Annotated in this window: 23 protein-coding genes and 4 pseudogenes; 6 read left to right on the top strand and 21 right to left on the bottom strand. The window is 59.3% G+C overall.

Annotated features, from left to right (window positions below; genetic code table 11):
* Positions 1–248: 248 nt before the first annotated feature.
* Positions 249–1,577, top strand: a complete 1,329-nt coding sequence (locus EO087_RS03915; RefSeq protein ID WP_128897731.1) for an MFS transporter — start codon at positions 249–251, stop codon at positions 1,575–1,577.
* A 55-nt stretch (positions 1,578–1,632) separates the two neighbouring features.
* Here EO087_RS03915 and EO087_RS03910 read toward each other — a convergent pair whose 3' ends face one another.
* Together EO087_RS03910 and EO087_RS03905 are read right to left on the bottom strand one after the other, a co-directional pair.
* Positions 1,633–3,318 carry a BBE domain-containing protein gene (locus EO087_RS03910; protein WP_128897730.1) on the bottom strand — a complete coding sequence of 562 codons (1,686 nt, stop codon included), beginning with the start codon at positions 3,316–3,318 and terminating at the stop codon, positions 1,633–1,635.
* A 309-nt stretch (positions 3,319–3,627) separates the two neighbouring features.
* On the bottom strand, positions 3,628–4,413 hold the full coding sequence (locus EO087_RS03905; RefSeq protein ID WP_128897729.1) for a tRNA threonylcarbamoyladenosine dehydratase: 786 nt from the start codon (positions 4,411–4,413) through the stop codon (positions 3,628–3,630).
* Positions 4,414–4,560: 147 nt separating this feature from the next.
* On the opposite strand from EO087_RS03905, the gene EO087_RS03900 reads away from it, so the two are divergent.
* Positions 4,561–4,950: a cytochrome c gene (locus EO087_RS03900; RefSeq protein ID WP_128897728.1), complete on the top strand. Its 390-nt coding sequence runs from the start codon at positions 4,561–4,563 to the stop codon at positions 4,948–4,950.
* Positions 4,951–5,063: 113 nt separating this feature from the next.
* Here EO087_RS03900 and EO087_RS03895 read toward each other — a convergent pair.
* From EO087_RS03895 to EO087_RS03885, 3 genes and pseudogenes are all read right to left on the bottom strand, one after another.
* A pseudogene (locus EO087_RS03895) lies at positions 5,064–5,249 on the bottom strand (hypothetical protein); the annotation flags it as partial.
* Positions 5,250–5,331: 82 nt separating this feature from the next.
* Positions 5,332–5,763, bottom strand: coding sequence for an IS200/IS605 family transposase (gene tnpA / locus EO087_RS03890; protein ID WP_128897727.1), 432 nt, complete (start codon positions 5,761–5,763; stop codon positions 5,332–5,334).
* Positions 5,720–6,715: a DUF4158 domain-containing protein gene (locus EO087_RS03885; protein WP_128897726.1), complete on the bottom strand. Its 996-nt coding sequence runs from the start codon at positions 6,713–6,715 to the stop codon at positions 5,720–5,722. Before EO087_RS03885 ends, tnpA begins: the two co-directional genes overlap by 44 nt.
* Before the next feature lie 165 nt (positions 6,716–6,880).
* Here EO087_RS03885 and EO087_RS03880 point away from each other — a divergent pair, with 165 nt between their 5' ends.
* From EO087_RS03880 to EO087_RS03870, 3 genes are read left to right on the top strand one after another with little or no spacing between them, the layout of a single operon-like run.
* A complete protein-coding gene (locus tag EO087_RS03880; RefSeq protein ID WP_128897725.1) occupies positions 6,881–7,075 on the top strand; it encodes an antitoxin in 195 nt (64 codons plus the stop codon).
* The gene (locus EO087_RS03875) at positions 7,075–7,350 is read left to right on the top strand and encodes a type II toxin-antitoxin system RelE/ParE family toxin (RefSeq protein ID WP_128897724.1); all 276 of its coding nucleotides are present in this window, start codon (positions 7,075–7,077) and stop codon (positions 7,348–7,350) included. Before EO087_RS03880 ends, EO087_RS03875 begins: the two co-directional genes overlap by 1 nt.
* Positions 7,351–7,355: 5 nt before the next feature.
* Positions 7,356–7,922, top strand: coding sequence for a recombinase family protein (locus EO087_RS03870; RefSeq protein ID WP_128897723.1), 567 nt, complete (start codon positions 7,356–7,358; stop codon positions 7,920–7,922).
* 323 nt (positions 7,923–8,245) lie between these two features.
* Here EO087_RS03870 and istB read toward each other — a convergent pair whose 3' ends face one another.
* The 4 genes and pseudogenes from istB to EO087_RS03850 all read right to left on the bottom strand — a co-directional run bounded on the left by istB (position 8,246) and on the right by EO087_RS03850 (position 12,631).
* A complete protein-coding gene (istB, locus tag EO087_RS03865; RefSeq protein WP_128897459.1) occupies positions 8,246–9,004 on the bottom strand; it encodes an IS21-like element helper ATPase IstB in 759 nt (252 codons plus the stop codon).
* A 13-nt stretch (positions 9,005–9,017) separates the two neighbouring features.
* On the bottom strand, positions 9,018–10,586 hold the full coding sequence (istA, locus tag EO087_RS03860; RefSeq protein WP_128897722.1) for an IS21 family transposase: 1,569 nt from the start codon (positions 10,584–10,586) through the stop codon (positions 9,018–9,020).
* Between the two features lie 304 nt (positions 10,587–10,890).
* A pseudogene (locus tag EO087_RS03855) lies at positions 10,891–11,498 on the bottom strand (site-specific integrase); the annotation flags it as partial.
* Between the two features lie 23 nt (positions 11,499–11,521).
* On the bottom strand, positions 11,522–12,631 hold the full coding sequence (locus EO087_RS03850) for an ISAs1 family transposase (RefSeq protein WP_128897721.1): 1,110 nt from the start codon (positions 12,629–12,631) through the stop codon (positions 11,522–11,524).
* A gap of 86 nt (positions 12,632–12,717) precedes the next feature.
* Here EO087_RS03850 and EO087_RS03845 point away from each other — a divergent pair, with 86 nt between their 5' ends.
* Positions 12,718–13,656, top strand: a complete 939-nt coding sequence (locus EO087_RS03845; protein ID WP_128897720.1) for a DNA-binding protein — start codon at positions 12,718–12,720, stop codon at positions 13,654–13,656.
* Positions 13,657–13,898: 242 nt separating this feature from the next.
* Here EO087_RS03845 and EO087_RS03840 read toward each other — a convergent pair whose 3' ends face one another.
* The 12 genes and pseudogenes from EO087_RS03840 to folC form a co-directional block, all read right to left on the bottom strand.
* Positions 13,899–14,156: a type II toxin-antitoxin system RelE/ParE family toxin gene (locus tag EO087_RS03840; RefSeq protein ID WP_343133211.1), complete on the bottom strand. Its 258-nt coding sequence runs from the start codon at positions 14,154–14,156 to the stop codon at positions 13,899–13,901.
* Positions 14,157–14,182: 26 nt separating this feature from the next.
* Complete coding sequence (locus EO087_RS03835) at positions 14,183–14,455, bottom strand: CopG family ribbon-helix-helix protein (protein WP_128897718.1); 273 nt, start codon at positions 14,453–14,455, stop codon at positions 14,183–14,185.
* Between the two features lie 191 nt (positions 14,456–14,646).
* The gene (locus tag EO087_RS03830; protein WP_128897717.1) at positions 14,647–14,994 is read right to left on the bottom strand and encodes a hypothetical protein; all 348 of its coding nucleotides are present in this window, start codon (positions 14,992–14,994) and stop codon (positions 14,647–14,649) included.
* Positions 14,995–15,353: 359 nt separating this feature from the next.
* Positions 15,354–15,716: a transcriptional regulator gene (locus EO087_RS03825; RefSeq protein ID WP_128897716.1), complete on the bottom strand. Its 363-nt coding sequence runs from the start codon at positions 15,714–15,716 to the stop codon at positions 15,354–15,356.
* Positions 15,713–15,994 carry a DUF6516 family protein gene (locus tag EO087_RS03820; RefSeq protein ID WP_240669123.1) on the bottom strand — a complete coding sequence of 94 codons (282 nt, stop codon included), beginning with the start codon at positions 15,992–15,994 and terminating at the stop codon, positions 15,713–15,715. Before EO087_RS03820 ends, EO087_RS03825 begins: the two co-directional genes overlap by 4 nt.
* A gap of 184 nt (positions 15,995–16,178) precedes the next feature.
* Positions 16,179–16,902: pseudogene (locus EO087_RS03815) on the bottom strand (IS5 family transposase).
* A 338-nt stretch (positions 16,903–17,240) separates the two neighbouring features.
* On the bottom strand, positions 17,241–17,663 hold the full coding sequence (locus tag EO087_RS03810; protein ID WP_128897714.1) for a hypothetical protein: 423 nt from the start codon (positions 17,661–17,663) through the stop codon (positions 17,241–17,243).
* 251 nt (positions 17,664–17,914) lie between these two features.
* Positions 17,915–18,713 (bottom strand): annotated as a pseudogene (locus tag EO087_RS03805) (ferritin-like domain-containing protein).
* 65 nt (positions 18,714–18,778) lie between these two features.
* Entirely contained in the window at positions 18,779–20,254 is a 1,476-nt protein-coding gene (purF, locus tag EO087_RS03800) for an amidophosphoribosyltransferase (RefSeq protein ID WP_128897713.1), read from the bottom strand.
* A gap of 33 nt (positions 20,255–20,287) precedes the next feature.
* Entirely contained in the window at positions 20,288–20,908 is a 621-nt protein-coding gene (locus tag EO087_RS03795; protein WP_128897712.1) for a CvpA family protein, read from the bottom strand.
* A gap of 23 nt (positions 20,909–20,931) precedes the next feature.
* Positions 20,932–21,900, bottom strand: a complete 969-nt coding sequence (locus EO087_RS03790) for an SPOR domain-containing protein (RefSeq protein ID WP_128897711.1) — start codon at positions 21,898–21,900, stop codon at positions 20,932–20,934.
* A 72-nt stretch (positions 21,901–21,972) separates the two neighbouring features.
* Positions 21,973–23,244, bottom strand: coding sequence for a bifunctional tetrahydrofolate synthase/dihydrofolate synthase (folC, locus tag EO087_RS03785; protein WP_128897710.1), 1,272 nt, complete (start codon positions 23,242–23,244; stop codon positions 21,973–21,975).
* Positions 23,245–23,410: the final 166 nt, after the last annotated feature.

Below are 23,410 nucleotides of genomic sequence, written 5' to 3'. Positions count from 1 at the left end.
GGCCTGAGAACTGGACCAGAGATAGCAGCGGCTCGGCCACCTAGGCGCCTTTGTATAAACCGGAAACCTTCGAATTCAGTGTGCCAGTCCCGAACACATGCCATGTCGCATTGGCAAGACGCACGCGCAGCAAATATGGCGCAAGGGCGCAATGGATGCCGTCATCCCAACATTGACGTCACTGTAACGTCGGGATATAGAAAAAAATCCACCCCCAAGAACAGTCCATCGTGACAAGGACCCTCATCATGTACAACGATACATCGCCGGTACACAACGCTTCGGCGACCCGCCCCATGACACCAACCCGCAAGCGGTTCGCCATCATGGCACTGCTGTTCATAACGGTGGTCATCAACTATCTCGATCGCAGCAATCTTTCGATCGCCGCACCTGAATTGTTCCGCGAACTCGACATTGATCCCGTGCACGCAGGACTGGTATTTTCTGCATTCGGCTGGACCTACGCGCTGATGCAGATTCCGGGGGGCTGGCTGGTCGACCGGGTTTCGCCGCGAGTGCTCTATGCGGTGGCACTTATTCTATGGTCCACTGCCACCGTGCTGCTGGGGTTTGCTGGATCGTTCGTCGCATTGTTCGTCCTTCGCCTGGCCGTGGGCGCGCTTGAGGCGCCGGCATATCCCATCAACAATCGTGTCGTGACGGCATGGTTCCCAACACGCGAACGCGCCACGGCGATTGGTTTCTACACCTCGGGGCAATTTGTTGGGCTTGCATTTCTCACGCCCGTGCTCGCGTGGCTGTTGACGACCATAGGCTGGCACATGGTATTCGTCGCCACCGGCCTTGCGGGCATCGTCTGGGGCGTGCTTTGGTACGCCATCTATCGCGAACCTCGGGCTTTCCGTGGTATTAATGTGGCGGAGATCGAAGTGATTCGCGGCGGCGGTGGTTTGGTCGATCTCGACACTACGCAGAACGCAGCCACGAAAAAGTCGCCATCAACCTGGCGCGACCTTGCATTCGTGCTGAGCCGGCGTAAGCTGTGGGGCATTTATATCGGCCAGTTTGCCGTCAATTCGACACTCTGGTTCTTTCTCACCTGGTTCCCGACCTACCTGGTGAAATATCGTGGCATGGACTTCATCAAATCTGGCTTTCTTGCGTCACTGCCGTTCCTGGCCGCATTCGTGGGGGTGGTGAGTTCGGGCCTGCTGTCGGACTGGCTGGTCCGCAAAGGCGTTTCGCAAGGTACCGCACGCAAGCTGCCGATCATCTCGGGGCTGCTCATCTCGGCGTCCATCATCGGCGCCAATTATGCGCCATCGACCGAATGGGTCATCGTATTCATGTCCATTGCATTCTTTGGCAATGGCTTCGCGTCGATCACCTGGTCGCTTGTGTCTGGGCTTGCTCCCGCACGACTGATTGGACTGACGGGTGGCGTATTCAACCTGATTGGCAATCTTGCCGCCGTGGTCACGCCCTTGATGATTGGTTTCCTGGTAAATGGCGCGGACTTTTCGCGCGCTATCACCTACATCGCAACAATGGCCGTACTGGGCACCTTGTCGTATGTACTACTGGTTGGAAAAGTCGAGCGCATGGATGCTTGAGAGGTATAACAAGCCGTGCGCCATGACGCACGGCTTGTTATACGACATGGAGCCATCACGCGTTAGCCAAATTTGCCCGCACCGGAGCATTCAGTGGAACGGACATTTCGTTCCTGAAAAGATCCCGAGGATCCCAGTGGGCTTTTGTATTCCGTAGTCTGGCCTCGATGTGAGCATCAGGGAAATAGATGTAACGCCAATCCGGATTTTTGCCGTTTTCAGGAAGCCCGCCGCTATAAGTCATATCAAGATCGGGATAATTCAGGTAACACCCTTCAAAGTTGTCGTCGACGGGAATGCCATCGGAATCGGCAAACGCACTCACGTACAAACCGCGAATCCATTTGGCATGTTCGTCATCCGTCAATTTATCCGGCTCGGTCCAATAGGTTTGCGGCTGCCATTTGAGTAGCGAAGACCTTTGCGCGACTGAACTCTCCCTTCGCGTTTCATCGCTCGCTTCATTGATCTGGCCACCATAGGACTGGATTTGCAGGAGACTTTGTGTCTGATAATTGTCGGGGTCGCTACTGTTAAGCGCACCCCATATACCATCAATGACCGTATCGGTGAAATTACCTTTCTGATAGGCCGATTTGTAACGACCACGCTGGTTCGGACCGGAGCCATTGACCAATTGCGTAAAGGGAAGCCAATCCATTCTTCGAGTGGCATCCAATGCTTCGTCAACGTTGGCGACACGACGACCCGAGAGCGCCTGGCCTGATGGAATGTGATAAACCTCCGGGGGCGTTAGCGAAACCCGTGCCTCGGGAATATGTTGCAACATGGTGCTGACGAAATCATTGAAATACGTCCGGTCGCTCACCCCACCATTCCGGTCCACATAATGGATGCCCAAAGTATGAGGACCTGAATTGAAATGCCGCAATTCGAGCTTGGTAGCTAGCCCCCAAGTCTCCGGCGTGGACTGATGGGCATGGAACCATTGATAGTAAGCCCGCAGCAAGCTCGCCAGCGTCGTTTTGCTCGGCAAATGAAATTCCAGCGGCAACCAGAGAATTTCTCGCGGGGCTTCAGGCAAATCCTTGAAGTAATAGCTGGTGATAATACCGAACTGTCCACCACCTGCACCGCAACAAGCAGCAAACAGGTCTCGCTCGCGCTGGACGAGGCTTTCACGCGAGACATGAATCGGCCGCAATCCAGCGCCTTGGCTATCGGGCACCAACATATCCACACCGGCTAGCCAGTCGCATGTCAGTCCATGCATCCGGGATAGAAAACCATATCCTCCACCGCAAATGTGCCCGCCCGCGCCGACTGAATAGCAAGATCCGCCAGGAATGGTCTTGCCGGTTTCTTTATAGAGCGCTGCGTAGCCATCCCAATTCTGGTTGCCAGCGGCAACTCGAAATTTATATCTCAGTGGTAAATTTCCAAAAATAGGAGACTGAACTCCGTTTTCGTTGTAGTCCATGCCGGTCATCAGGCCGATATCCAGGATAGACAACACTTCACCGAAATTACCTGGCATGCGATTGGAGACAAAACCCTCGTAACAATGACCACCGCTGCGCACGTTTATGCGTCCAACCGGCGTGCTCAGGGCATCCGCAGCGGCTTCGACAATGTCAGTCTCCGTGCGGCATATATAAATGAAACTCGCGCCATTGGGAGAAGACTCACCCTCGACGTTGCCAATAGGCCAGCGCAGATTGAAGCCTTTCTGCAACGTCGTGTGGCGAGGATCCGTATTACCTATCTTTACGTAAGCCATCTATTTCTCTCCTTGGACGATGAAGCTTAGTCTTTATCCGGAAGTCGTTTCGTTTCGGATCACCTTTACAACGCACATAAATAATCCTGCCCGCACGCCGCTGGCTTATCGAAACCTCACTTTGACACTTGCTTTCCAGACGCTGGCAGAACTCACAGTACTCAACTTGCCGACACACACTCGTGCCATCGGGCTTTCATATCACCATGAGTCGCGCGACACGATAAACATCATACATTGGCAATCGTAGGAAAGATGATGCGAAGAGTAAGTCAAGGACTTTTGATCGACTGAGCTTGCCAGACAATCTTAGCGCTCCAGCAATTTCTCAAGCACCTTGCCGACCGCGGCAAAGGCGAACGCGCCAGTCACATGCGTGGCGGCCCCCAGGCCGCCGCCGCAGGCAAGATTCAGGGCATCGCCACCCGGTGGACGGCTGCCGCACACGGAGCCATCCGGCTGGGGATATTGCACATTCTGCAACGAATACACCGCTGACACACCGAAATAACGATCCGGATTTCGTGGAAAACCGAAATCCTGGCGGAGCTTTTTTCGGATCAGGCTGAACATGGCATCGTGCTCGGTGCGCGAAAGATCACGCACGCGAATCTGCGTGGGATCAGTGCGGCCGCCCGCCGAACCCACGGTCACCATCGGCAACTTGCGGCGACGGCACCAGGCGATGGCTTCCAGCTTCACGCGGAACGCATCGCAAGCATCAAGCACTACGTCATAGCCCCGGTCCAGTAATTCATCCAGCGTGGCCGGTGTAAGGAAGCGCTCGATCGCCTCAAGGCGAATGGCTGGATTGATGGCGTGCGCACGCGCCGCGATAACGCCGACCTTTGGCTTGCCATACTCGCCGTCCAGCGCATGCAACTGACGATTGGTGTTGGAGACGCAAACTTCATCCGCATCGATCAGGGTAAGGCGACCCATACCAGTGCGGGCCAGTGCCTCCGCCGCCCATGAACCGACACCGCCGATACCAATCACACACACATGCACTTGCGCCAGATGGGCCACACTGCCCGCGCCATACAACCGCTCGACGCCATCGAAACGCTCTTTGGGATAAGTCGCATCGCTCATGCTCGGGCACTCACCACATTCTTGAAAATACAAAGATCCACGCCCGCACCTAGCTCAAGGAAGTGGGGGTAGTTTAGCGGCGCCTCACGACTGCCATGCGGACTGCGCTATGCTCTAAGTTTTATCGCCCCTCTGGAAGGCTCCGCCATGCGTGCAGCGCTCCTGATCGTACTTGGATTGGCCATCGGCATTATCAGCACCGTCTTCACCGTGCGTGCACTCGACGAGCGTAACCCCATGCCGCAGGCCCTGATGGTGACCATGGGGTTCCATCGCCATCAATTGCAGCAGGCCGTCAAAGGGCAGCATTGCGATGCGACGGCCAACCTGGGGCAACTGCAGCATATGCAGATGATCGCCAGCGACATTCCCGCCAGTTTCCCCAACGCGCCACAGCAGTTCCAAGATTTTGCGAGTCATTTGCGCACTGCCTTGCAAAACGCAGCGCAGTCAGCACCGGCGGATTGTCCTGCCCTGACCGCTGCGCTGAAGCCGGTGGATCAAACCTGCGAGGAATGCCACAAGCAATACCGCTGAGAGCCGCGCAACACGAGCTCCATGCGGCCTTCGACCGCACTTAGTTGGATCGGCTGGAAAACACGATCGTTGACCTCGTCCAGCAGGACGCGAATGGTCGCATTCAATTTGATATCCAGCAGCATTTGGCAGGCGCGTGCCAAGGTCTCGGCAGCCTGGTCCAAATCCTTCAACGTTCGCAAGCGCGCTTTTTTATCGGCCTTGATGGCGCCGTTGTACAGATCACGCAGGAGCGCTTCCAACACTTCCAGCGCATCGTCCTGTGCGGTCGCTTCCAGACAATACGCGAAGGCAGTAAGTATCCCCCGGCAAAGCCGGGGGCTTTATTGGGTGAGCCCCTCAAAGGGGCGATAACAGCGTGAGCCGCCTGAAGGCGGCGGGCTACACGCCCAGCTTCATCTGGTCGTAACGTTCATCCTCTTGCTCTTGGTTTCGGATGTATGCCCTCACCATCGCTTCGTCCAAGCCCACCGTCGAGACGAAATAGCCTCGTGCCCAAAACGACTCCCCAGTGAAGTTTCGATTCCGTCCTCCGAACTTGCGCGCAATGGTGATGGCACTCTTACCCTTGAGGTAACCCACCACGTTCGACACTGCATACTTCGGCGGAATGCTGATGCACATGTGAATGTGGTCGCTCATCAGGTGGCCTTCCACAATCTGCGATTCCTTGTGCGAAGCCAACTCGTGGAAGACCTCGCCCAAGTGCTTGCGTAACTCTCCAAACACCTGCTTCTTTCTCCGCTTGGGAATGAACACCACGTGGTACTTACAGTCCCAACGGGCATGACTCAAGCTTTGATACTCTTTCATCGTGAACCTCGTCTCTTGGTCGAGATTTCAGGTTCACTACGACCGCCGTATAGGTCAAACCTTGGTGAGTCCCCCGGCAAAGCCGGGGGCTTACCTCATTCTGAGTTAGGGTGGCCACGCGGCGCGCTTGAGGTAAGCGCAAGATCGCACTGACTTTGGCGGCACCCGCAAATCGCGCAAGGGCAGCGACCCGGGTCGCTGGAATACGCGCTGTCGTTGGCAACCGAACTCCCAGCTCGCGCACCGAATGGAGTCGCCGCAAAGCGTGGACCAACGATGGGCTGCTGATCATGACCGGTCCAGTGCGAAGGCGGTCCAGTTCCGAACGGCGACTACCCGTTGGAACCACCAACAGGCTTTCCAGTCTGGCCTGCTGATCAGGGCTGACACCACGGCCGAGCAGTTGCCACAATCGTTCTTCCACTCGACTGCGCAAGCGAGCAACATACCGTTCGAGGGTGCTAGCGCCTGGCAGCAATACCTTGTGCGTTATCAGCCAGCTGGTTGCCCGATCAAACAACACACTCGGCCGGTCGGTGCCGGTCCAGCACAGCACATAGAGCCAACGGGTCAGGCGATATCCGACCTGGCGCTCGGTAATCTCGACGTAACCGTAATGGGCGCGAATTTCCTCGATGTGCCGTAGTCGCTGGCGCTGATCATGATAGTTCGCTATACAGCGGACCGGATCGTCGAGTTCGAGCTGTCTAGCCAACGCGTTCAGTACATTAGCTGGAATCTGAGTCGTGTCGTCGAGGAAGCGACCAAGGAAACATACCGTGGTCAGCTGCGCAGCAAATCCCAACCGGTTGTGATCACCACGCTTGCCAGCGATAAATTGACGGTCGGTATCGTCCAGATGGAAATACCGAGCCAGATCCATCGGCCTGGGCTCGGTTACGTACCGGCCGTAATCGGCACGTTGTTCGACGGTGAGAAATTGGACGGGCATGGCGTGGACGGTAGGTCGATGGCCGTTGCGCAAACGAACGTTTATGCAATGGTGGCTGACGGACGGATACCAAAGGGCTTGCGCATTGCATAAAGCTGTTGCATTGTAACGCGCATAGGCAACAGGTTTCCGCAACCGATGCCTCTTATTTTCAAGGTGCCTGCGATGAAGACCAAGCCGCTCGACCCGATCGTTTCCGAATTTGCCACGGAAGAACAGGCGGCCAGCTACGACCGCTGGTTCCGTGCCAAGGTACAGGCCAGCCTGGACGATCCGCGTCCGAGCGTTCCGCACGATGAAGCCATGGCTCGTATTCGTGCAACCATCGATGCCGCTAAACGAAAGCAGAAGCGCGCCTGATGCTGCCGGTTCAGTGGCGCGCGTCGGCGCTGGATGAACTTGATGGTGTGGTCGCCTACATTGCGCAGTACAACCCTGCTGCTGCCGACGAACTCCATGAGCGGATCGAATCCTCGGTACTGCCGTTATCCGAACATCCGTATTTGTTCCGGTCTGGTCGAGTGCCCGGTACGCGCGAAATCGTCGCACACCCCAATTACATCGTGGTCTATCGCGTGCTTGCCGATTGCGTTGAAATCGTGAACGTAGTGCACGCATCACGCGAATATCCCTGACTACCATGCGTATCGGTTACGCCCGCGTCTCGACCCAGGATCAAGACACAACGGCTCAGATCACAGCGCTTACCTCAGCTGGATGTGAACTCATCTTCCGGGAAAAGGCATCCGGCGGTCGCTGGGAGCGGCCCGAGCTGCATCGACTGCTGGGTCAACTGCGCAAAGGTGATGTGGTCGTGGTCTGGAAGCTGGATCGTCTATCGCGTTCCTTGAAAGACGTCTTGACGCTGATGGACAAAATCCAGCAGGCCAGTGCTGGCTTCCAGAGTTTGACCGAAGCGATCGACACCACGTCACCAGCGGGACGCATGATGATGCAGATGGTCGGTGCGTTCGCTGAATTTGAGCGAGCCATGTTGCGCGAACGCACGAAACATGGTCTGGAAGCGGCACGAAAGGATGGCCGCGTGGGTGGGCGACGCCCTAAACTCAAGGCACCTCAGGAACAGGAAATTGTGAACTTGGTGCGCACCGGCCAGAAAACAGCAGCGGATGCCGCTCGGCTGTTCAATGTGCACCCCGCAACCGTGTCGCGATTGCTGGCCCGAAATCGCTCGGCGCGAGCTTAAGTGTATCTACCGTTCCACTGCGCCCCAAACCCCAACTCCGCCGCTTGGTCCACAGAGGGATCGATTAGATGATCTCGGTCTTCGCCAGATCGATGCGATCATCTTGCTGCCAAAGGATGGCGCGCAATACCTGCATGTCTGCGTCTGGCTGGGGAATAATTGTTAGGGGTCTGAGGCACCGTCCGCTCAGCGCCATACACGGGGAGAAAAGCACCCGTGACGATCATGATTGCGGATTTCGGCGATCGTGATCGCGTATTTCGGTTGATCGTGACCGATCTGCGCCAGTTATTGTGCGGTGCACTCGAGTGTAACTGGACCGGTCACGATGAGGTATCGGCGGCTGGCTTGGCGGAGGACTTTCGGCGCATCGATTCGCCCTTCAGCACGATGCGATGAGAGCGGTGTACGAGACGGTCGAGGATGGCATCGGCGAGGGTGGGATCGTTGAGCCAGGCGTGCCAGTGTTCGATCGGTAGCTGGCTGGTGATGAGGGTCGATTTGCCGTTGCCGCGATCGTCGATGACCTCCAGCAGATCATGGCGCGCCGCCTGATCGAGCGGTGTCATGCCCCAATCGTCAAGGATTAGCACGTCGATGCGCGCCAACTGAGCAAGCACGCGACCGAAGCTGCCGTCGGCGTGGGCGATGCGTAGCATCTCGGCGAGGCGTGGCACACGCTGATACAGCACCGGGAAGCCTTGGCGGCAGGCATGTTGTCCAAGCGCACACGCCAGCCACGTTTTACCAACCCCGGTCGGACCGGTCAGCAACACACTTTGCCCCTGCCGGATCCAGTCGCCGCCGGACAAGGTGGCGATCAGGCGTTTGTCGATACCGCGGTCGGCGCTGTACTGCACATCTTCCAGGCAGGCCTGGGCGTGTTTGAGCTTGGCCACACGAAGTAATCGTTCCTGCCGTCGACCGTCACGCCAATGGCGTTCGCGATCGACCAGCATGCCGAGCCGATCTTCGAACGGCAGATCGTGACAGGCCGGCAACAGGCGCTGTTCTTCCAGCGCCTGTGCCATGCCGTCGAGCTTGAGGGCACGCAAGTGTTCAAGGGTGGGATGGATCAACAAGGTGGTCTCCTTTTCAGTGAGTGGTGGGTGGATCGCGGTAATAGGTGGGGCCACGCAGGTTGACGTGGTCGGGTGTGACCCAGTCGGTTTGGGCGATGGCGCTGGGCAAGGGGTGTTGATCGAGCTTGTTGTGCAGGATCGACTGCACGGATTTGCGCGTGCGCGAACCGATCGCCCACGCGCGTGCGCAGGCCGCTTCCAGGCGGTCGTCGCCGTACTGGCGCGCGAGCGCCAGCAGCCCCAGGCAACTGCGATAGCCCATCTCCGGATGCGGGCGCTCGGTCAGCAGGTGCTCGACCAACTGACGGGTTGCCGCGCCGATCGTGTCGGCCCAGTGCAGGAAGCGACCGGGTGACCATTCCCGATGCGCACGATGTGCGGCCGGCATGTGGTCGGCGACGGTGGTGTGGCGTCCGCGCGCCGGGGAGCGGACGTGGCTGGCGATGCGCTGGCCGGCATGCAGGATCTCGACGGTGGTGTCGGTGATGCGCGCCTCGACGGTCTTGCGTACCAGGCTATGCGGCACGCTGTAGTAATGGCCATCGACCTCGATGTGGTAATCGATGTTGACCTTGCACGGCTTGAAGCGCGCCGGCTCATAGGGTTGCGCCGGCAAGGGCATCAGGGCGGGACGGTCGATCGTCTCGAACCACGAACGGCGCGAGCCGTCGAGCTTCTTGAACGGCCGTGCATTCAAGTCCGTCAGCAGGTCGGCGATGGCGTGATTGAGAGCGCTGAAGGTAAAAAAGCACGGATGGCGCAAGCGCGCGAGGATCCAGCGCTCGACCACCTGCACGCCGACCTCGACCTTGGCCTTGTCCTGCGGGCGTCGTGGGCGGGCCGGCAGGATCGCCATGCCGTAATGCTCTGCACACACCTGCGTAGCACGGTTGAGCACGGGCTCGTAGCGATCCGGCTGGGTGATCAGCGCGCGCGGATTGTCAGGTACCACCAGCGCCGGCACGCCACCAAAAAATGCCAACGTCTGCGTCAAGCCGCGCAGCCAGTCGATCTGCGTTTCGCCCGGTGTGGCGCAGGCATAGGTGAAACTGGACGCACCCAGCACGGCCACGAAGATGTGCGCTCGCTGCAGCTCGCCGGTGTCGGGGTTGACGACGCCAAGGGTGGGGCCGGCGTAGTCGATAAACAGCTTTTCACCGGCAACGTGCAACTGACGCATCGAACGGCGCAGCGAGGCCGTGTAGTCGTGGAGGTGCTGGCAAAACTGGGTGTATTGGTACGTGAGACGGCCAGCGTTCGCGTCGCAGTATTCCTGCCACAACAATTGTCGCGTGACGCCTTTGCGGCGCAACTCCCGATGCACCCATGGCAGATCGATGGGTGCCCGCTCGCCACGCACGGCGGGTGGTGACATACACAGCTGGGCGGCAATCGCGTTGTCGTCCATGGCGGACAGGCCGGGCCAGTCCAGTCCGGCGGCCGTGGCACGTTTCACGTACTTGCTGACCACGCCCTTGGACAGACCCAAGGCCAAGGCGATGCGTTCGTGCGAGAGGTCGCACTCCAGCTTCAGTCGAAGACATTCTTTGATCTTGCGCATAGCTACTCGCGGGGTCGGCATCGCCACTCCAAAAAGCCGTGGAGGATGCCGTTGCGTTGAAGTTATGCACAACGAGGGGCGCGTTTCGGTAAGCCGTGACCGCTGATTTCGGTGACCGTCGAAAATCGGTCACGATCAACCGAAACGGGCGGTCACGGCTTACCGAAATGACCGGTCACGCCTTACCGAAATGGGCGGTCACGATGGGCCGAAATACGCATCATGATGCCCAGTGCAATGATCCAATGACGCATCCTGCCCCCCCGTTCCAAGTGCCTGATGTTAATTTGCTTTCGTTGTGTCTGGCAACCGACCATAGCTGCGCTCAAGGTCGCGGCACGCTGTTGTTCTGAGCCGGTGGCGTGGACGATCCGGGCGACGGATTTAGGATGCCATCGTCGAGCAAGCGTGCCGCAGGGTTATCAGTCACACCGCCGGCCTGAAAGTATCCGATCACGCTGCCCACGGCGCGGTGCTCAGTCATCGCCATGAGCGCCGGCAAACCGATGCCCTGGCGGCACCCTCGGTGACAAAACCTGAGCGTAGGCTGTGTCCCCCAAAGTCTCCCTCCAGTCCCGCCATCGCCGCACGGCGTTGCACAATGGCGGCGACCGAGGCGGGCGAAAGTCCACCGCCGACGCGGTGCCGCCACAACCGACGGAAAATCGGACCCTCGGTGAGCTGAGCGGCCGCGAGCCAGACGGCCAGCGCATCGGCCGCCGGACCCAAGAGGGGCTTGTCCGGGGTCGAGGTGGCACTCGGCCCGGCCTGCTGGGTCTTGCTGTGCCCCAAGTGGTACACGAACGCCCGATCACCCACCTGACGTAAATCCGCCATGTCAGCAGCAGCCACTTCACTGCGCCGGCGCCCGCCGCTGGCGAACGCGAACAGTAGCAGGGCGCGATCGCGCAAACCGACCAAGGAGCTGTCGCAGCAGGGCAAACGCATAAAAAACCCTATGCCAAGAGCACTTTGGAGCGGAATTCATCGCTCCAAGCTGCCCTCAAGCGTTTTTGTTTGATGCTGCCTTTGCTGGGCTCTTGCTGGAACAAGTTCAGTACCAGATGGCGGATGGATGCCATGATGGCCGGAGCAGCACCCGTGCGGAGTCGACTTTCGTCCTCACGAAAGGTCACGTCCAAACACCAATGCAACCCATTTTCGATCCCCCAGTGCCCCCGCACGGCATGAGCAAAGCGCTGCGCATCGGGAGCGATCGCCGCAATGAAATAGCGCGTCTCGCAGGTTTGCTTGCCATCCTGAATGCATTCTCGCTTCACCATGCCAATACTCTGCAACCCGCGCCACTGCTCCGGTGCCGGCAGGGTGTCCAAACACGGCGTAATCCAGTACTTCCGCGTTTCCAGCCGACCATGGCCTTTGTCGGTCTCCTCACGATAGTCATGCGTGACGCCTTGGAAGTCCGACGCGTGTGCGGTAGTGAAAAAGTCCTGCACCGCCTCGTATAAGTTGTCTTGATTGCCCTTCAGGCCGATCACGTACTCGCCACCCTGTTCCACTATTTGCGCCGCAATGTCGCGTTGGCACCCCATGGCGTCCAACATCACGATGCAGCCCTTCAATTCCAGCAACTCCAGCAAGCGCGGGATGGCGGTGATCTCGTTTGATTTCTCATCCGTTGCTTCCTGGCCCAGCACGAGGCGACTGCTTGTCGCCCACGCGCTGACAAGGTGCAGTGGTTTGCGCCCATGTCGGCGGTTCTGCGAGCCACGCACGGTTTTGCCATCGATCGCGATCACTTCATCTCCCAGCTCAGTCTTGATGCTCGCCACCCAGTCACAAAAACACCGTGTGAACTGGGTCGGCGAAAGGCGTGCCATCACATACGCGATGCCATCATGCGATGGCACGCCGTGGCGAAGTGGCACGAAGCGCCGCAGCCAATCAAGCTTGTTGTAGCCGAACTCTTGGATCGCCAACCACCCTTCGGCACCACTGATCACCGCACACACGACCAGCACCAGAATATCCATCAAATCGTGCCGCTTGTGACGCTCAATACGTGGATCTTCTATGCGGGAAAAGTGATCGATGAAACTCGGCATCGTGTGATTTCCTGATCAGGTCCATCAAGAATCACTTTCACATAGCTGTTTGTAAAATGGTTTTTATGCGTTTGCCCTGGCCTGTCATGGCCAAAGGCATCACCGAAGCCCGCGTTCACGCCGCTGCCGACGCCCTGGTCGCCGCCGGCGAGCGGCCCACTGTGGAACGGATTCGCGCCCATCTCGGCACCGGCTCGCCGAACACGGTCACGCGGTTGCTGGACTCCTGGTGGCAAGCGTTCGGCGCGCGCTTGACCGCGCACCAAGCGATAGCGTCGATCCCTGACGCGCCGGCCGAGATCGCAGCACTGGCGGGACAATGGTGGGCGCGGGCCTGGCAGCAGGCCCACGAAACCGTGCAGGCCGAAGTCGCTGGCGAACGCGCACAACTGGCCAGCGATCGAGCGGCCCTGGATCGCGAACGGGAGGCCCTTCAACAGACAGAAGTGCGCCAACAGCAGGTGCTCGCCCAGGCGCAACAAGCTGAAACGGCTATGGCAGCACGTCTGGCTGATATTCAACGCCTGGTCGAGCAGCAGGCGGTGCAACTCGTCGATTTGACCCAGCAACGGGATGCGCTGGAGACGCGCAATCGGCGGCTGGACGCCGACCTCACCACCGTGTCGGCGCGCGTGCAGGCCCAAGAAGCCACAGCGATGGCCGAACGCGAAACCTTGGCCCAGCAACTGCGTGCCACCGAAGATCATGGTCATGCCGAAGTGGATCGTGCGCGCCAGGAGAGCAAGGGGCTTCGGACCCGGCTGGCCGCGATGGAGAAGGAACACGCCACCGAGCGGGAGCGGCATCAGCACGAACCCGCAACTCTCCGTACCAGTCTGACCACGGCGCAGCAGGACGTGGCCGCTTACCGGGCTCGCGTTGAGACGCTAGAACGCCAGTGGGCCACGTTAGGTGACTTGCCGGCCATTCTCCGAGCCCAAGGGCCAGTAACGAAGACCAAGCGTGCGGGTCCTGCGAAGAAGGCCACGAAATCAGCCCGACCTCGCGCTCGCTCCTCGCGTTGACTGCCAACGTTCAGTCCAGCCATTTCGACCTGCGGCTAAAGCCGAAGCGTCACTATTTGCAACAAAATCATCGCGAGCTATCGCCAATTCGCGCGAATGAGGGCCTCAAAAAGTGGTAACAGCAACTCTTTGATTGCAAAGCAATTCGTCAAAATGGCGCGCAGCGTTTTCCAATATAATCAAAGGGATACAGAAAGCCGCGAAGCGTTACTTTTTGCACCTAAATCAAGGTGACACCAAGGTCAGAAGTAGCCCGCCTCTTTCTGGTGCCGGAATGCCAAGACATAGACGGCATCGGCAGCCGGTTCGTGACAATACAAGGCCACGTAGCCGGAATCACCGAAGGCGATCACCAGCTCGCGCAGCTCCAGCATTTCAGGGAACGGTCGGCCAATGTCGGGGGCCGTTTCCAGCAGCAGGAATTGCCGCTCGATCGCCTGTCCGGCGCGCTTGGCGGCATCCGGGGCCTTGGCGGCAAGGAAGCGCCGGCATCGCTCCAATCCCAGTGCAGCGCCTTCCGTAACGATTACTCGTGGCACTCAGGCACCGACTTTTCGTCTTCGGTGCCCCAGGTGTTCAACCAGGCGCGCACTTCCTGGCCGGTCAGGTGCCGTCCGGTTTCCCGATAGGCCGCCCAGGAAGCCAAGGCTTCCCGCTTAAAGCTCTCGCGTGCTTCTTCCCGCTCGACGTATTGCTGGATGGCTTCGAGCATGATCCAGTGCGGCGAGCGGCGGCGCTGACTGGCGAGGTGTTGGACGCGGCCTTTCAGCGCATCGTCAATCTTGAGCGATGTTGCCATGCCTGCTCTCCTATCACTTGGTAATACCTAGTGATACTTTAGCCCTTCTGGCCCTGTCCATCAAACGATCCTTAGCCGGCCAAGCCGGACAATGTCCGGCAAGTTGTTCAATGGGGCGCGGGAGCACAATGCTATCCCGTGATATTTCATGATATCTAGTGCTATCAAGAACTAGCATTAGCTAGCACAGGCTATCTCAAGCCATCACGCAGACGATCAAGTCCTTCATTAAGCAACGCCACCACCAGCTGCTGCTGCGACTTATACGTCGACCGCTGGAAGACATCCTGTAACTTCTCAGCCAACTCCGGCTGATCGTCCAATCGAATCAAGATGCTCCGCGGCAATCCCTTATCCTTGCCGCGCGCGGCAGCCATGACAGGCTGGACTTGAGCTTGGGCGGTAGGTGCGGCCGGTGCCGGCGACTGCACCACCGGCGCCAGCACAGTCGTCATGGGTTCGCGGGTTTCTGCACCACCGGCGAACGCCGCCAACTTTGCTGGATCTACCGTGGGCTTCGGTACGTTGAAGCGACTCATTTCATCACCTCTTGGGCAAGCAACTGAATTTCTGCCTTCGCAATGGAATTGGTCATTTCCACAACGCCCTTTCCTTCCAGCAGCGCGTCGCGATAGACCTTCCTAACGATACCGCATGCTATGAAAGCATATCAAGTGCTATCATTAGCTATGTGTTTGACCTTGAATGAAATAGAGGGTTGGCAGGGATTCACCCAAAAACCGGCAATTGCTTGTGCAAGGGGTTGAGTGGTTTGCTTTTTCACCCGTCAGCAACAAGCGGGAACGCCAAGGCACCATGGTGCGCCGGCTGGTGAACGCGTCGCGCAATTCTTCGTCGATGGTGGCGTAGCACCCACGGGCATAGACAGCCCAATCCTTCAGCCCGCGACGCGGGCCAGCTTCGGCTGAATGGTGAAATCGACATGCACGGCGCTGTAAGGGAACTCGACGCCTTCGTCCTTCTGATCGAGCACGCCGGCGTCGACCAGCGCCCGGATATCGGTATAAACAGCTTTGACGTCGCGCTCGACCAGTCCGGCCACGCCGCGAATGCTCAGCGTGCCTTTGCCAGCCATCGCTTCAAGAATGCCGATCCGATTGTCTGTGAGCAGCTTGGCCAACTCGCTCGCCTTCCGAAAGACGATGAAATGCCCTTGCTTCACGCCCTTGGCGGCAGCGAGGAATCGCGCACGCGAAGCGCTGCGGGATGACACGGAAATGGTGACGGTACGGTCGTTCATGGTGGTGCTCTCTTGGTATCCACTAGCGCCCAAAAGTCGTCGAACAGGGCTTCCAGCGTGGTGAAGTTGTAAGGCGTCTCTTGTCCCTCGTCGTGGTAGTGATCGCCCTTGCCGCGCTCGTTGTCGAAGCGCAAGACGCAGACACGGCATTCCACATAAGTGAGGGAATACTTGTATTCGTGCGTCGATCCAAGAATCGAGGAGGGCACACGCCACACTTCCACTTCCACTTCCACTTCCACAAACGACACATCGTCGAGAATCGTGCGTTCGGACAACAGTTCTTCAGCCTTATTCGTTCCTTTTTATGAAGAAGAGAGCTAAGGATGCTCTGAACAATTAGTGTTCAGACGTCTAAACATCCACTCACTATCAAACAAATGAGTGAATTTTTAACGAAAATTGTCTTATTTTCGACAGAATGGGCTAAAAAGTGCCCCATGCAGGGGTCTTTACCCCTTATTACCCAACCACCGGACGCACCTTCCCTGTCATCGCCATAAGCTTGTGTCGCGCCATCCACAGATTCGACAGCGCAAACAGTGTCTTCACTTGGGCGGTGTTCTTCGCTAGTCCCCGGTAGCGAACCTTCACCTAGCCAAACTGCCGCTTCACTATACGGAAAGGGTGCTCGACCTTTGAGCGAATCGCCGCCTTGAGGTATTCCAACCACTTGGTCGCTTTCTTGAGCTTGCCTTCCGGCAACCCAGTCACCGTGCCGCGCTTGGCCGCGACCTGCCACTCTACGTCCCTGTCCTTCACGTCCTCGCGCTTCTCTACGCCGGTGTAACCCGCATCGGCAAACGCCATCTCTTCCTTGCCATGCAGCAGTTTGCCGGCCTCGTTGATGTCGGCCTCGTTCGCTGCTGTGCACGTCACCGTGTGCACCAAACCCGATTGCATGTCCACGCCAATGTGCGCCTTCATGCCAAAATGCCACTGCTGACCCTTGCGCGTCTGGTGCATCTCTGGATCACGTTCCTTGCTGCAGGAAGTGAATGCGTAGCATCGTGCCAAGCGGTATCGGTGGACGACCACGGCGACCTTCACGCGGGTAGTGCGGTTCAATCACTTTCTCCAGCGTTTTCCATGGCACCACCTGATCCATCTGCGACAGAAACTTCTCTCGGCGTGTCTGCCGCTTTTTGGTGCTGTAGCTCAGTGAGGCGAACGTGGTTTGCTTCATGGCGTGGCTAACTAAGGCGATGGCGGTAGCATGCCAAAACGTGGAATAAATCAGAGCATCCCTAAAAGCTGAAGAGACACACCCCGAAATAACTCTCTCAAATAAGTAACGTGCTCCACAGGCTTATCCCCCTGTTATCCACCGCAGCCGTGGATATATGCACCGCTGCGGTGGACAAATGCACCGTCGATCCCTCCGATACCCCGCGCAACGGGCCATCATCCAGCCGCGTTGGCTGCTTTTTAAGCGCACATGCAAAAAGCAGGCACGGGATTTCCTGCCTGCAAGCATTGCTATTCAAAGTGCCAATGGTCGCGGCTATCGCGACCGGTAACCGTCTACGACGAATCGGTGAGGCCGGCTTCTACGGCCGCGATTTCTTCCGGCGTCAATTCAACGCGTTCGGCCGGATCGCGCGGACCGAGTGGCGCGTTCCCGCGCATGGCCGCGACATGCTTGCGCTCTTGCTTGATGCGCCACGTGCGGTCGTTTTCGTACAGCGCCAAGGTGCCCATCAATTGCGCGACGCGCTCCCAATCGACGTGCCGCACGCCCGGGTCACTGCGCACCGCGCCCACGTCGGTGCGCGCGCGCCGGACCTGCTTGGTCGGCCGTAGGACGCCCAGATTAATCAGCACATCCTGTGCGCGTTGCGCACGGCTGATTTCCGCTTTACCAGCGGCGCCGAATGCCTTGGTGGCCAACTCGGCGAGCGTGAAGCGATACCACTTCCCCCGGCCACTTTGCGGCGGGCTACCCACGAAACCGTCGTCGAGGTTGGAAAGTCCGAATTCTTCGCGGTTACCAACTCGTGAGCCTGGCGTAGTTCGACCTGCAACTACCGATACTGCGCGGTTTTGCCGGCATGCCGGTCTATCCCAATGTCACCGTTACACAACCCGGCGGGTGATCACGTGCTGGCGATCTTCGATCCGAAGATCAAGGGAAAAACGGACAAGTTCATCTACAAATTCCGTAAGCCGTTGTAGATTGGCTTGTAACCCAACCTTGGCTATGAAGCCAACGCCAGCACGGTGAGTTGATCGAGCTCGGCTTCGTCGAAACCTGCTTCCAATCGCGCGGGACGATTGAACGGACCGCGCAGGTTAATCGCGCAGCAGATCGAGGAAGGTTTCGCGCGGATCAATACCATCGCGCTCGCAGCACCAGCGGAACCAGCGCGTACCTGCGGCAACATGCGCGACCTCTTCGCGCAGGATCACTTCTAGTATCGCGATGGTGCGCTAATCACCGATAGCGCGTAGGCGCTCGATTATGCCTGGCGTGACGTCCAATCCGCGTGCCTCCAGAACGCGCGGCACGAGCGCCATGCGCGCGGTGTCGTGATGCGCCGTTTTCTCGGCCATTTCCCACAGGCCGTTGTGGGCATCGAAGTCGCCATAGGCATGACCGAGTTCGGTCAGGCGCTCAGATAGCAAGGCAAAGTGGCGGGCTTCGTCGTTGGCGCAACTGGCCCAGTCCCGGTAATAATCGACGGGCATGCCACGGAAGCGGTACACCGCATCCCAGGCGAGGTTGATGGCATTGAATTCGATGTGCGCAACGGCATGCACGAGCGCGGCGCGTCCTTCTGTTGTGCCAAGGCCGCGATGGGGAACCTGGCGTTGCGGTACGAGTCGGAGACGTTCGGGACGACCGGGAGCGCCGATGGGTTCGGGCGCCGGAGATGCCGAATCGGGATGCAGTTCGCCCGCTTGCAACGCGGCCCAAGTGGCGTGGGTCAGGCGTCGTTTTTCGGCGGGGTTGTTGGCGGCAAGGCACCGTTTGGCGGCAGCGTGGAGATCGGTCATGAAGGTTTGTCGCTAGAGCTGCCCCTCACCCTGCCCTCTCCCCAAGGGGGAGAGGGAAAAGCGCGTTATGCGCTGCGACGTGCAGCTTTCGCATCGTCGGAGCGCAGCATTTCGATCTGCTGCAGGTAATGCTGGTCCAGGCCGGTGATGTATTCGCCGGAGAAGCACGAGGTGTCGAAGTGCTTGAGGTTTTCGTTGCCATCCTGTACTGCCCAGATCAGATCTTGCAGATCCTGGTAGATCAGCCAGTCAGCGCCGAGCATCTGCTCCACTTCGTGATGGGTGTGGCCGGCGGCGACCAGTTCGGAAGCGGACGGCATATCGATGCCGTAGACATTCGGGTAGCGCACCGGCGGAGCAGCGGAAGCAAAGAACACGTTCTTGGCACCCGCATCGCGCGCCATTTGGATGATCTGGCGCGAAGTGGTGCCACGCACGATGGAGTCGTCCACCAGCAGCACGTTCTTCTTGCGGAATTCCAGCTCCACCGGATTGAGCTTGCGACGCACCGATTTCACACGCTCGCCCTGCCCCGGCATGATGAAGGTGCGGCCGATATAACGGTTCTTGACGAAACCTTCGCGGAATGGCACGCCCAGTGCCTCGGCCAGCGCACTGGCTGCGGTGCGTGCGGTGTCGGGAATGGGAATCACCGCCTCGATGCCATGATCGGGGCGTTCGCGCAGAATCTTTTCGGCCAGCTTCTGGCCCATGCGCAGACGTGCCTTGTACACCGACACGTTCTCGATCATCGAATCGGGACGCGCCAGGTACACGTATTCGAAAATGCATGGTGCGTGCACGGCACCGTCCGCGCACATGCGGGTGTGCAACTGACCGTTGTCGGTAATGAATACGGCCTCGCCCGGCGCCACGTCACGCAGGCGCTTAAAGCCCAGGATATCCAGCGCCACCGATTCGGAAGTCACCGCATATTCGCGGCCTTCCGGCGTGACGCGTTCGCCCAACACCAGCGGACGGATGCCGTTCGGATCGCGGAAGGCCAGCAGGCCGTAACCCAGCAGCAGCGCAAGGCAGGCATAGCCACCGCGGGCGCGGGCGTGCACGCCCGCCACGGCTTTGAAGATATGATCGGGCGTGAGAGCCATGCGATCTTGGATTTGTAGCTCGTGCGCGAGCACGTTGAGCAGCACCTCGGAATCCGAGTCGGTGTTGATGTGGCGGCGATCGTCTTCGAACATTTCACGGCGCAAGGTTTCGGTGTTCACCAGATTGCCGTTGTGCGCGAAGGCGATGCCGTACGGCGAGTTCACGTAGAACGGCTGGGACTCGGAAGAGCCTTCCGAGCCTGCCGTGGGATAGCGACAATGACCCATGCCGATGCGGCCGCGCAGACGGCTCATTGAAGCTTGGTTGAACACGTCACGGACCAGGCCGTTGTCCTTGTGCAGACGCAGTCGTGCACCGTCCACGGTGGCGATGCCCGCTGAGTCCTGCCCGCGATGCTGCAGGACAGTGAGGCCGTCATAAAGCGCCGATGCCACTTCAGTGGTACCGACAATACCGATGATTCCGCACATGGTGTTGCTACCCGATACTTATTCAGCGTTGCCTTAATGCACATAGACCGCCGCGCTCGAAGCTGCAGCAGGATGATTGGGTGTCTGCGGCGGCGATCCGGCCGGCAACACGTTTTTCAGGTTCTGGAAGCTTTGCATGTTCTGCATGTTCGGCATATGCAGGTTGTGTGGCCGCAAACGATCCAGCATGTTCGATGGCAACTCCTGCCGCAGCCATGCCACCAAGCCGTCGAACTGCGGCACCAGCGCCGACTGTCGCCACGCCGGCTCGCGTGCAAACGACGTCAGGTCAACCAGAAACACGCATAGCGCCACCAGCAATACGCCGCGCCCAAAACCGAACACCATCCCTAGCAGGCGATCGATGCTGTCCAGGCCTGTGCCGAACACCACCTGGCGCACCATGAACCGCACCAGGGCACCCACAATCAGCACCGCGACAAAACAGACGCCGTATCCGACGGCCACTCTGAGCATCGGCATCTGAATAGTATGTCCGAGTTGTGTGGCGATCTCCGGGCCGTATATTCTCGCCACCACATAGGCGCCTATCCAGGTCAGCAATGACAGCACTTCGGATACAAGGCCGCTGAAAAGTCCTACAAGGACTGACAGCGCCAATACCACTATGATGACTAGGTCTACCGCGTTCATAATGCGAGCTTTCGTTGCGTTATTCAGTTCGCGCTGACGATGTTGCCGTCGAGCCCGAGCTTGGCCTTGATCTGATCCCTCAAACTGATCGCATCGCTACGCTGCGTCTGCGGACCGGCGCGCACGCGCCAGAGTTGCTTGCCACCGGCATTGACCGAGTCCACGAAACCGTCGAAACCGTTCGTGCGCAGCTTGTCGCGCAGCGCGATGGCATCGGCCTGGGTGCCCATGGCGGCGACCTGGACCGCCCAGGCGCCTGTGCGTGCAGGGCCTACTGCGGCCACCGTCGCGGGTACGTCACCCTTGGGCGTAGTGGCTCCGCTCTCCAGACGGGCGGGCACGCCAGGCACGGTCTGTGCGATCTTCAGCCGGGCGGCTTCCGCCGCGGCACGGGTCTCGAACGGGCCGGCGCTGACCAGGGTCAACGTTTTGCCAGCGCGCTGGATCGGTTCGCTGCGAACCGGATAGCCCATGCTGCGTACACGCTGCATCAGACGGTTGGCACCGTCCGGGGCGTAGGCGCTGAGGTTGACGCTATAGATGCCGCGTGCGTCCGTGGCGGGCGGCAGTGCAGGAACCACCGGCGTTGCTGCCGGCGGCGGTGCGATCACCGGACGGGCGACCACGGTTTTGGGCTGGATGGCGGGAATAACCGGCTGGGAAGGTTGCGCCGCCACCTGCTGGGCAGGCGGCGGTGCAATCATCGGCGCCGTAGCGCTGACGGCAGGCTGGGAGTGAATGTTAACCGTCGACATACCGCTGGCGTTTGGCGCGGCCGTGGTGGCTGGAGCGACACCGTCTGCCGCAGCCGGCTGGCCGTTCAAGTTCATCGTCTTGGTTTGCAGGTCGCGGTCCGGCGCTGCAGGAATGGCCAGGCTTACTGTTTGATCCGCGTTGGTGCTGGTCGACGGCGGCTTGCTGGAAAACATCATAGGCACGAACAAAATGGCCAGAGCGACGAGGATGGCAGCTCCTAACAGGCGTGTGTTCAAGATTTACTCCAGACAACCAGCTTGTGCGTGACGGCAGCGATTATACCTGTCCCCGTCGCCCGACAGGGCGATTTATCCAGTCGTTTCCTGCAATACCGCTGCGGCAACGAAAAACGACCCGAAGGCCAGAATGCGCTCGCCATGCCACGCCCCTGCACGGGCAGCGGCAAGCGCATGGCGCACATCGCGATGGATATCGTAAGCCGCACGCGGCAATACCTGATGCAACACACCTGCCAGCACCGACGCTGGCAAGCCACGCGGCGTATCTCGCTCCAGCCCAGCCAGATGCCAGTGTGTGATGCGCGACCCCAGTGCCGCCATCACGCCCCCCACATCTTTATCGGAAAGCGCACCGTAAACGGCGTGCACGCGCCCACCCTGCGTGGCATCCAGCCAATCGGCCAGCGCGCGTGCCGCCTGTGGGTTGTGCCCCACATCGACGATCAGCACCGGATCGCCACCCAGAGATTGCAGCCGTGCCGGCGCTCGCGGCTGATGCATACCGGCCGCAGCGATGCGCTCCAGTTCGGTTGGATCAAATATATGCAGTGCATGCAGGGCCGCGATGGCTGACGCGGCGTTGGCATATTGCACCGGCGCGGCCAATTCGGGATCGGGCAAGCTGAGCGAGGTGCCATCCTGATGCCGCCATTGCCAGCGGTGCACGGACCGTTGGACCCAGAACTCACGCCCTGCCCGTTCGACATGAGCGCCGCATAAGGACAGGGCCTCCAGCAGGCCATGGGGTGGATCGAGTTCGCCGATGATAGCCGGCCGATCACGCCGGGCAATACCGGCTTTCTCGCGGCCGATACTGTCGCGATCCGGCCCCAGCCATTCCACATGATCCAGATCGACCGTGGTGATGATCACCGCATCGGCATCGATCAAGTTGACCACATCCAGGCGACCGCCCAACCCCACTTCCAGCACCGCGACATCGAGATTGGCACGCGCGAACAGATCGAATGCGGCCAGCGTGCCGAATTCGAAATAGGTCAGGAAAATCTCGCCGCGGACGAGTTCAATGCGCTCGAAGCTTTCGATCAGCGCCGCGTCGTCGGCATCCGCGCCGGCAATGCGGATGCGCTCGTTGTAGCGAATAAGGTGCGGCGAAGTGTAGCAACCCGCCCGCTGCCCTGCCGCCGTCAACATCGCCTCGAGAAAGGCAACCGTCGAACCCTTGCCATTGGTGCCGCCGACGGTAACGACGCGACGGGCCAAAGCGGGCGCCCCCATGCGTTGCCACACCGTACGCACCCGGTCCAGGCCCAGATCGACGCTCAGCACGTGGATGCGTTGCTGATAATCCAGCCAATCGGCGAGGGTTCTCGGTTTCACGCGGGGCTCCAGGTTCAAGCCCGCGCAACATACGGGCAACAAGCCCGTAGCACAATCCTTGCGTTGAACCACGCCCCCTTATCAGCACGGACTTCGCCATCAACTACAACGTGAGAAGAGCCTATCGCGTGGTGAAACTGGCCGATTGAATCCATTACGCGTAACC

Source organism: Dyella sp. M7H15-1 (assembly GCF_004114615.1).
In the GTDB taxonomy this organism is placed as follows: Bacteria; Pseudomonadota; Gammaproteobacteria; order Xanthomonadales; family Rhodanobacteraceae; genus Dyella_B.
This window is presented reverse-complemented; position numbering and strand designations above follow the sequence as displayed.

Excerpts from the sequence above, each read along its gene's own strand:
- EO087_RS03850 (WP_128897721.1), bottom strand. The coding sequence starts at position 12,631 with ATGCCGAGTTTCATCGATCACTTTTCCCGCATAGAAGATCCACGTATT.
- EO087_RS03915 (WP_128897731.1), top strand. The coding sequence starts at position 249 with ATGTACAACGATACATCGCCGGTACACAACGCTTCGGCGACCCGCCCC.
- EO087_RS03835 (WP_128897718.1), bottom strand. The coding sequence starts at position 14,455 with ATGGCAACATCGCTCAAGATTGACGATGCGCTGAAAGGCCGCGTCCAA.
- EO087_RS03845 (WP_128897720.1), top strand. The coding sequence starts at position 12,718 with ATGGCCAAAGGCATCACCGAAGCCCGCGTTCACGCCGCTGCCGACGCC.
- istA (WP_128897722.1), bottom strand. The coding sequence starts at position 10,586 with ATGCCGACCCCGCGAGTAGCTATGCGCAAGATCAAAGAATGTCTTCGA.
- EO087_RS03910 (WP_128897730.1), bottom strand. The coding sequence starts at position 3,318 with ATGGCTTACGTAAAGATAGGTAATACGGATCCTCGCCACACGACGTTG.
- EO087_RS03880 (WP_128897725.1), top strand. The coding sequence starts at position 6,881 with ATGAAGACCAAGCCGCTCGACCCGATCGTTTCCGAATTTGCCACGGAA.
- purF (WP_128897713.1), bottom strand. The coding sequence starts at position 20,254 with ATGTGCGGAATCATCGGTATTGTCGGTACCACTGAAGTGGCATCGGCG.
- EO087_RS03830 (WP_128897717.1), bottom strand. The coding sequence starts at position 14,994 with ATGAGTCGCTTCAACGTACCGAAGCCCACGGTAGATCCAGCAAAGTTG.
- EO087_RS03795 (WP_128897712.1), bottom strand. The coding sequence starts at position 20,908 with ATGAACGCGGTAGACCTAGTCATCATAGTGGTATTGGCGCTGTCAGTC.
- EO087_RS03875 (WP_128897724.1), top strand. The coding sequence starts at position 7,075 with ATGCTGCCGGTTCAGTGGCGCGCGTCGGCGCTGGATGAACTTGATGGT.
- EO087_RS03870 (WP_128897723.1), top strand. The coding sequence starts at position 7,356 with ATGCGTATCGGTTACGCCCGCGTCTCGACCCAGGATCAAGACACAACG.
- EO087_RS03825 (WP_128897716.1), bottom strand. The coding sequence starts at position 15,716 with ATGAACGACCGTACCGTCACCATTTCCGTGTCATCCCGCAGCGCTTCG.
- EO087_RS03885 (WP_128897726.1), bottom strand. The coding sequence starts at position 6,715 with ATGCCCGTCCAATTTCTCACCGTCGAACAACGTGCCGATTACGGCCGG.
- EO087_RS03900 (WP_128897728.1), top strand. The coding sequence starts at position 4,561 with ATGCGTGCAGCGCTCCTGATCGTACTTGGATTGGCCATCGGCATTATC.
- tnpA (WP_128897727.1), bottom strand. The coding sequence starts at position 5,763 with ATGAAAGAGTATCAAAGCTTGAGTCATGCCCGTTGGGACTGTAAGTAC.
- EO087_RS03905 (WP_128897729.1), bottom strand. The coding sequence starts at position 4,413 with ATGAGCGATGCGACTTATCCCAAAGAGCGTTTCGATGGCGTCGAGCGG.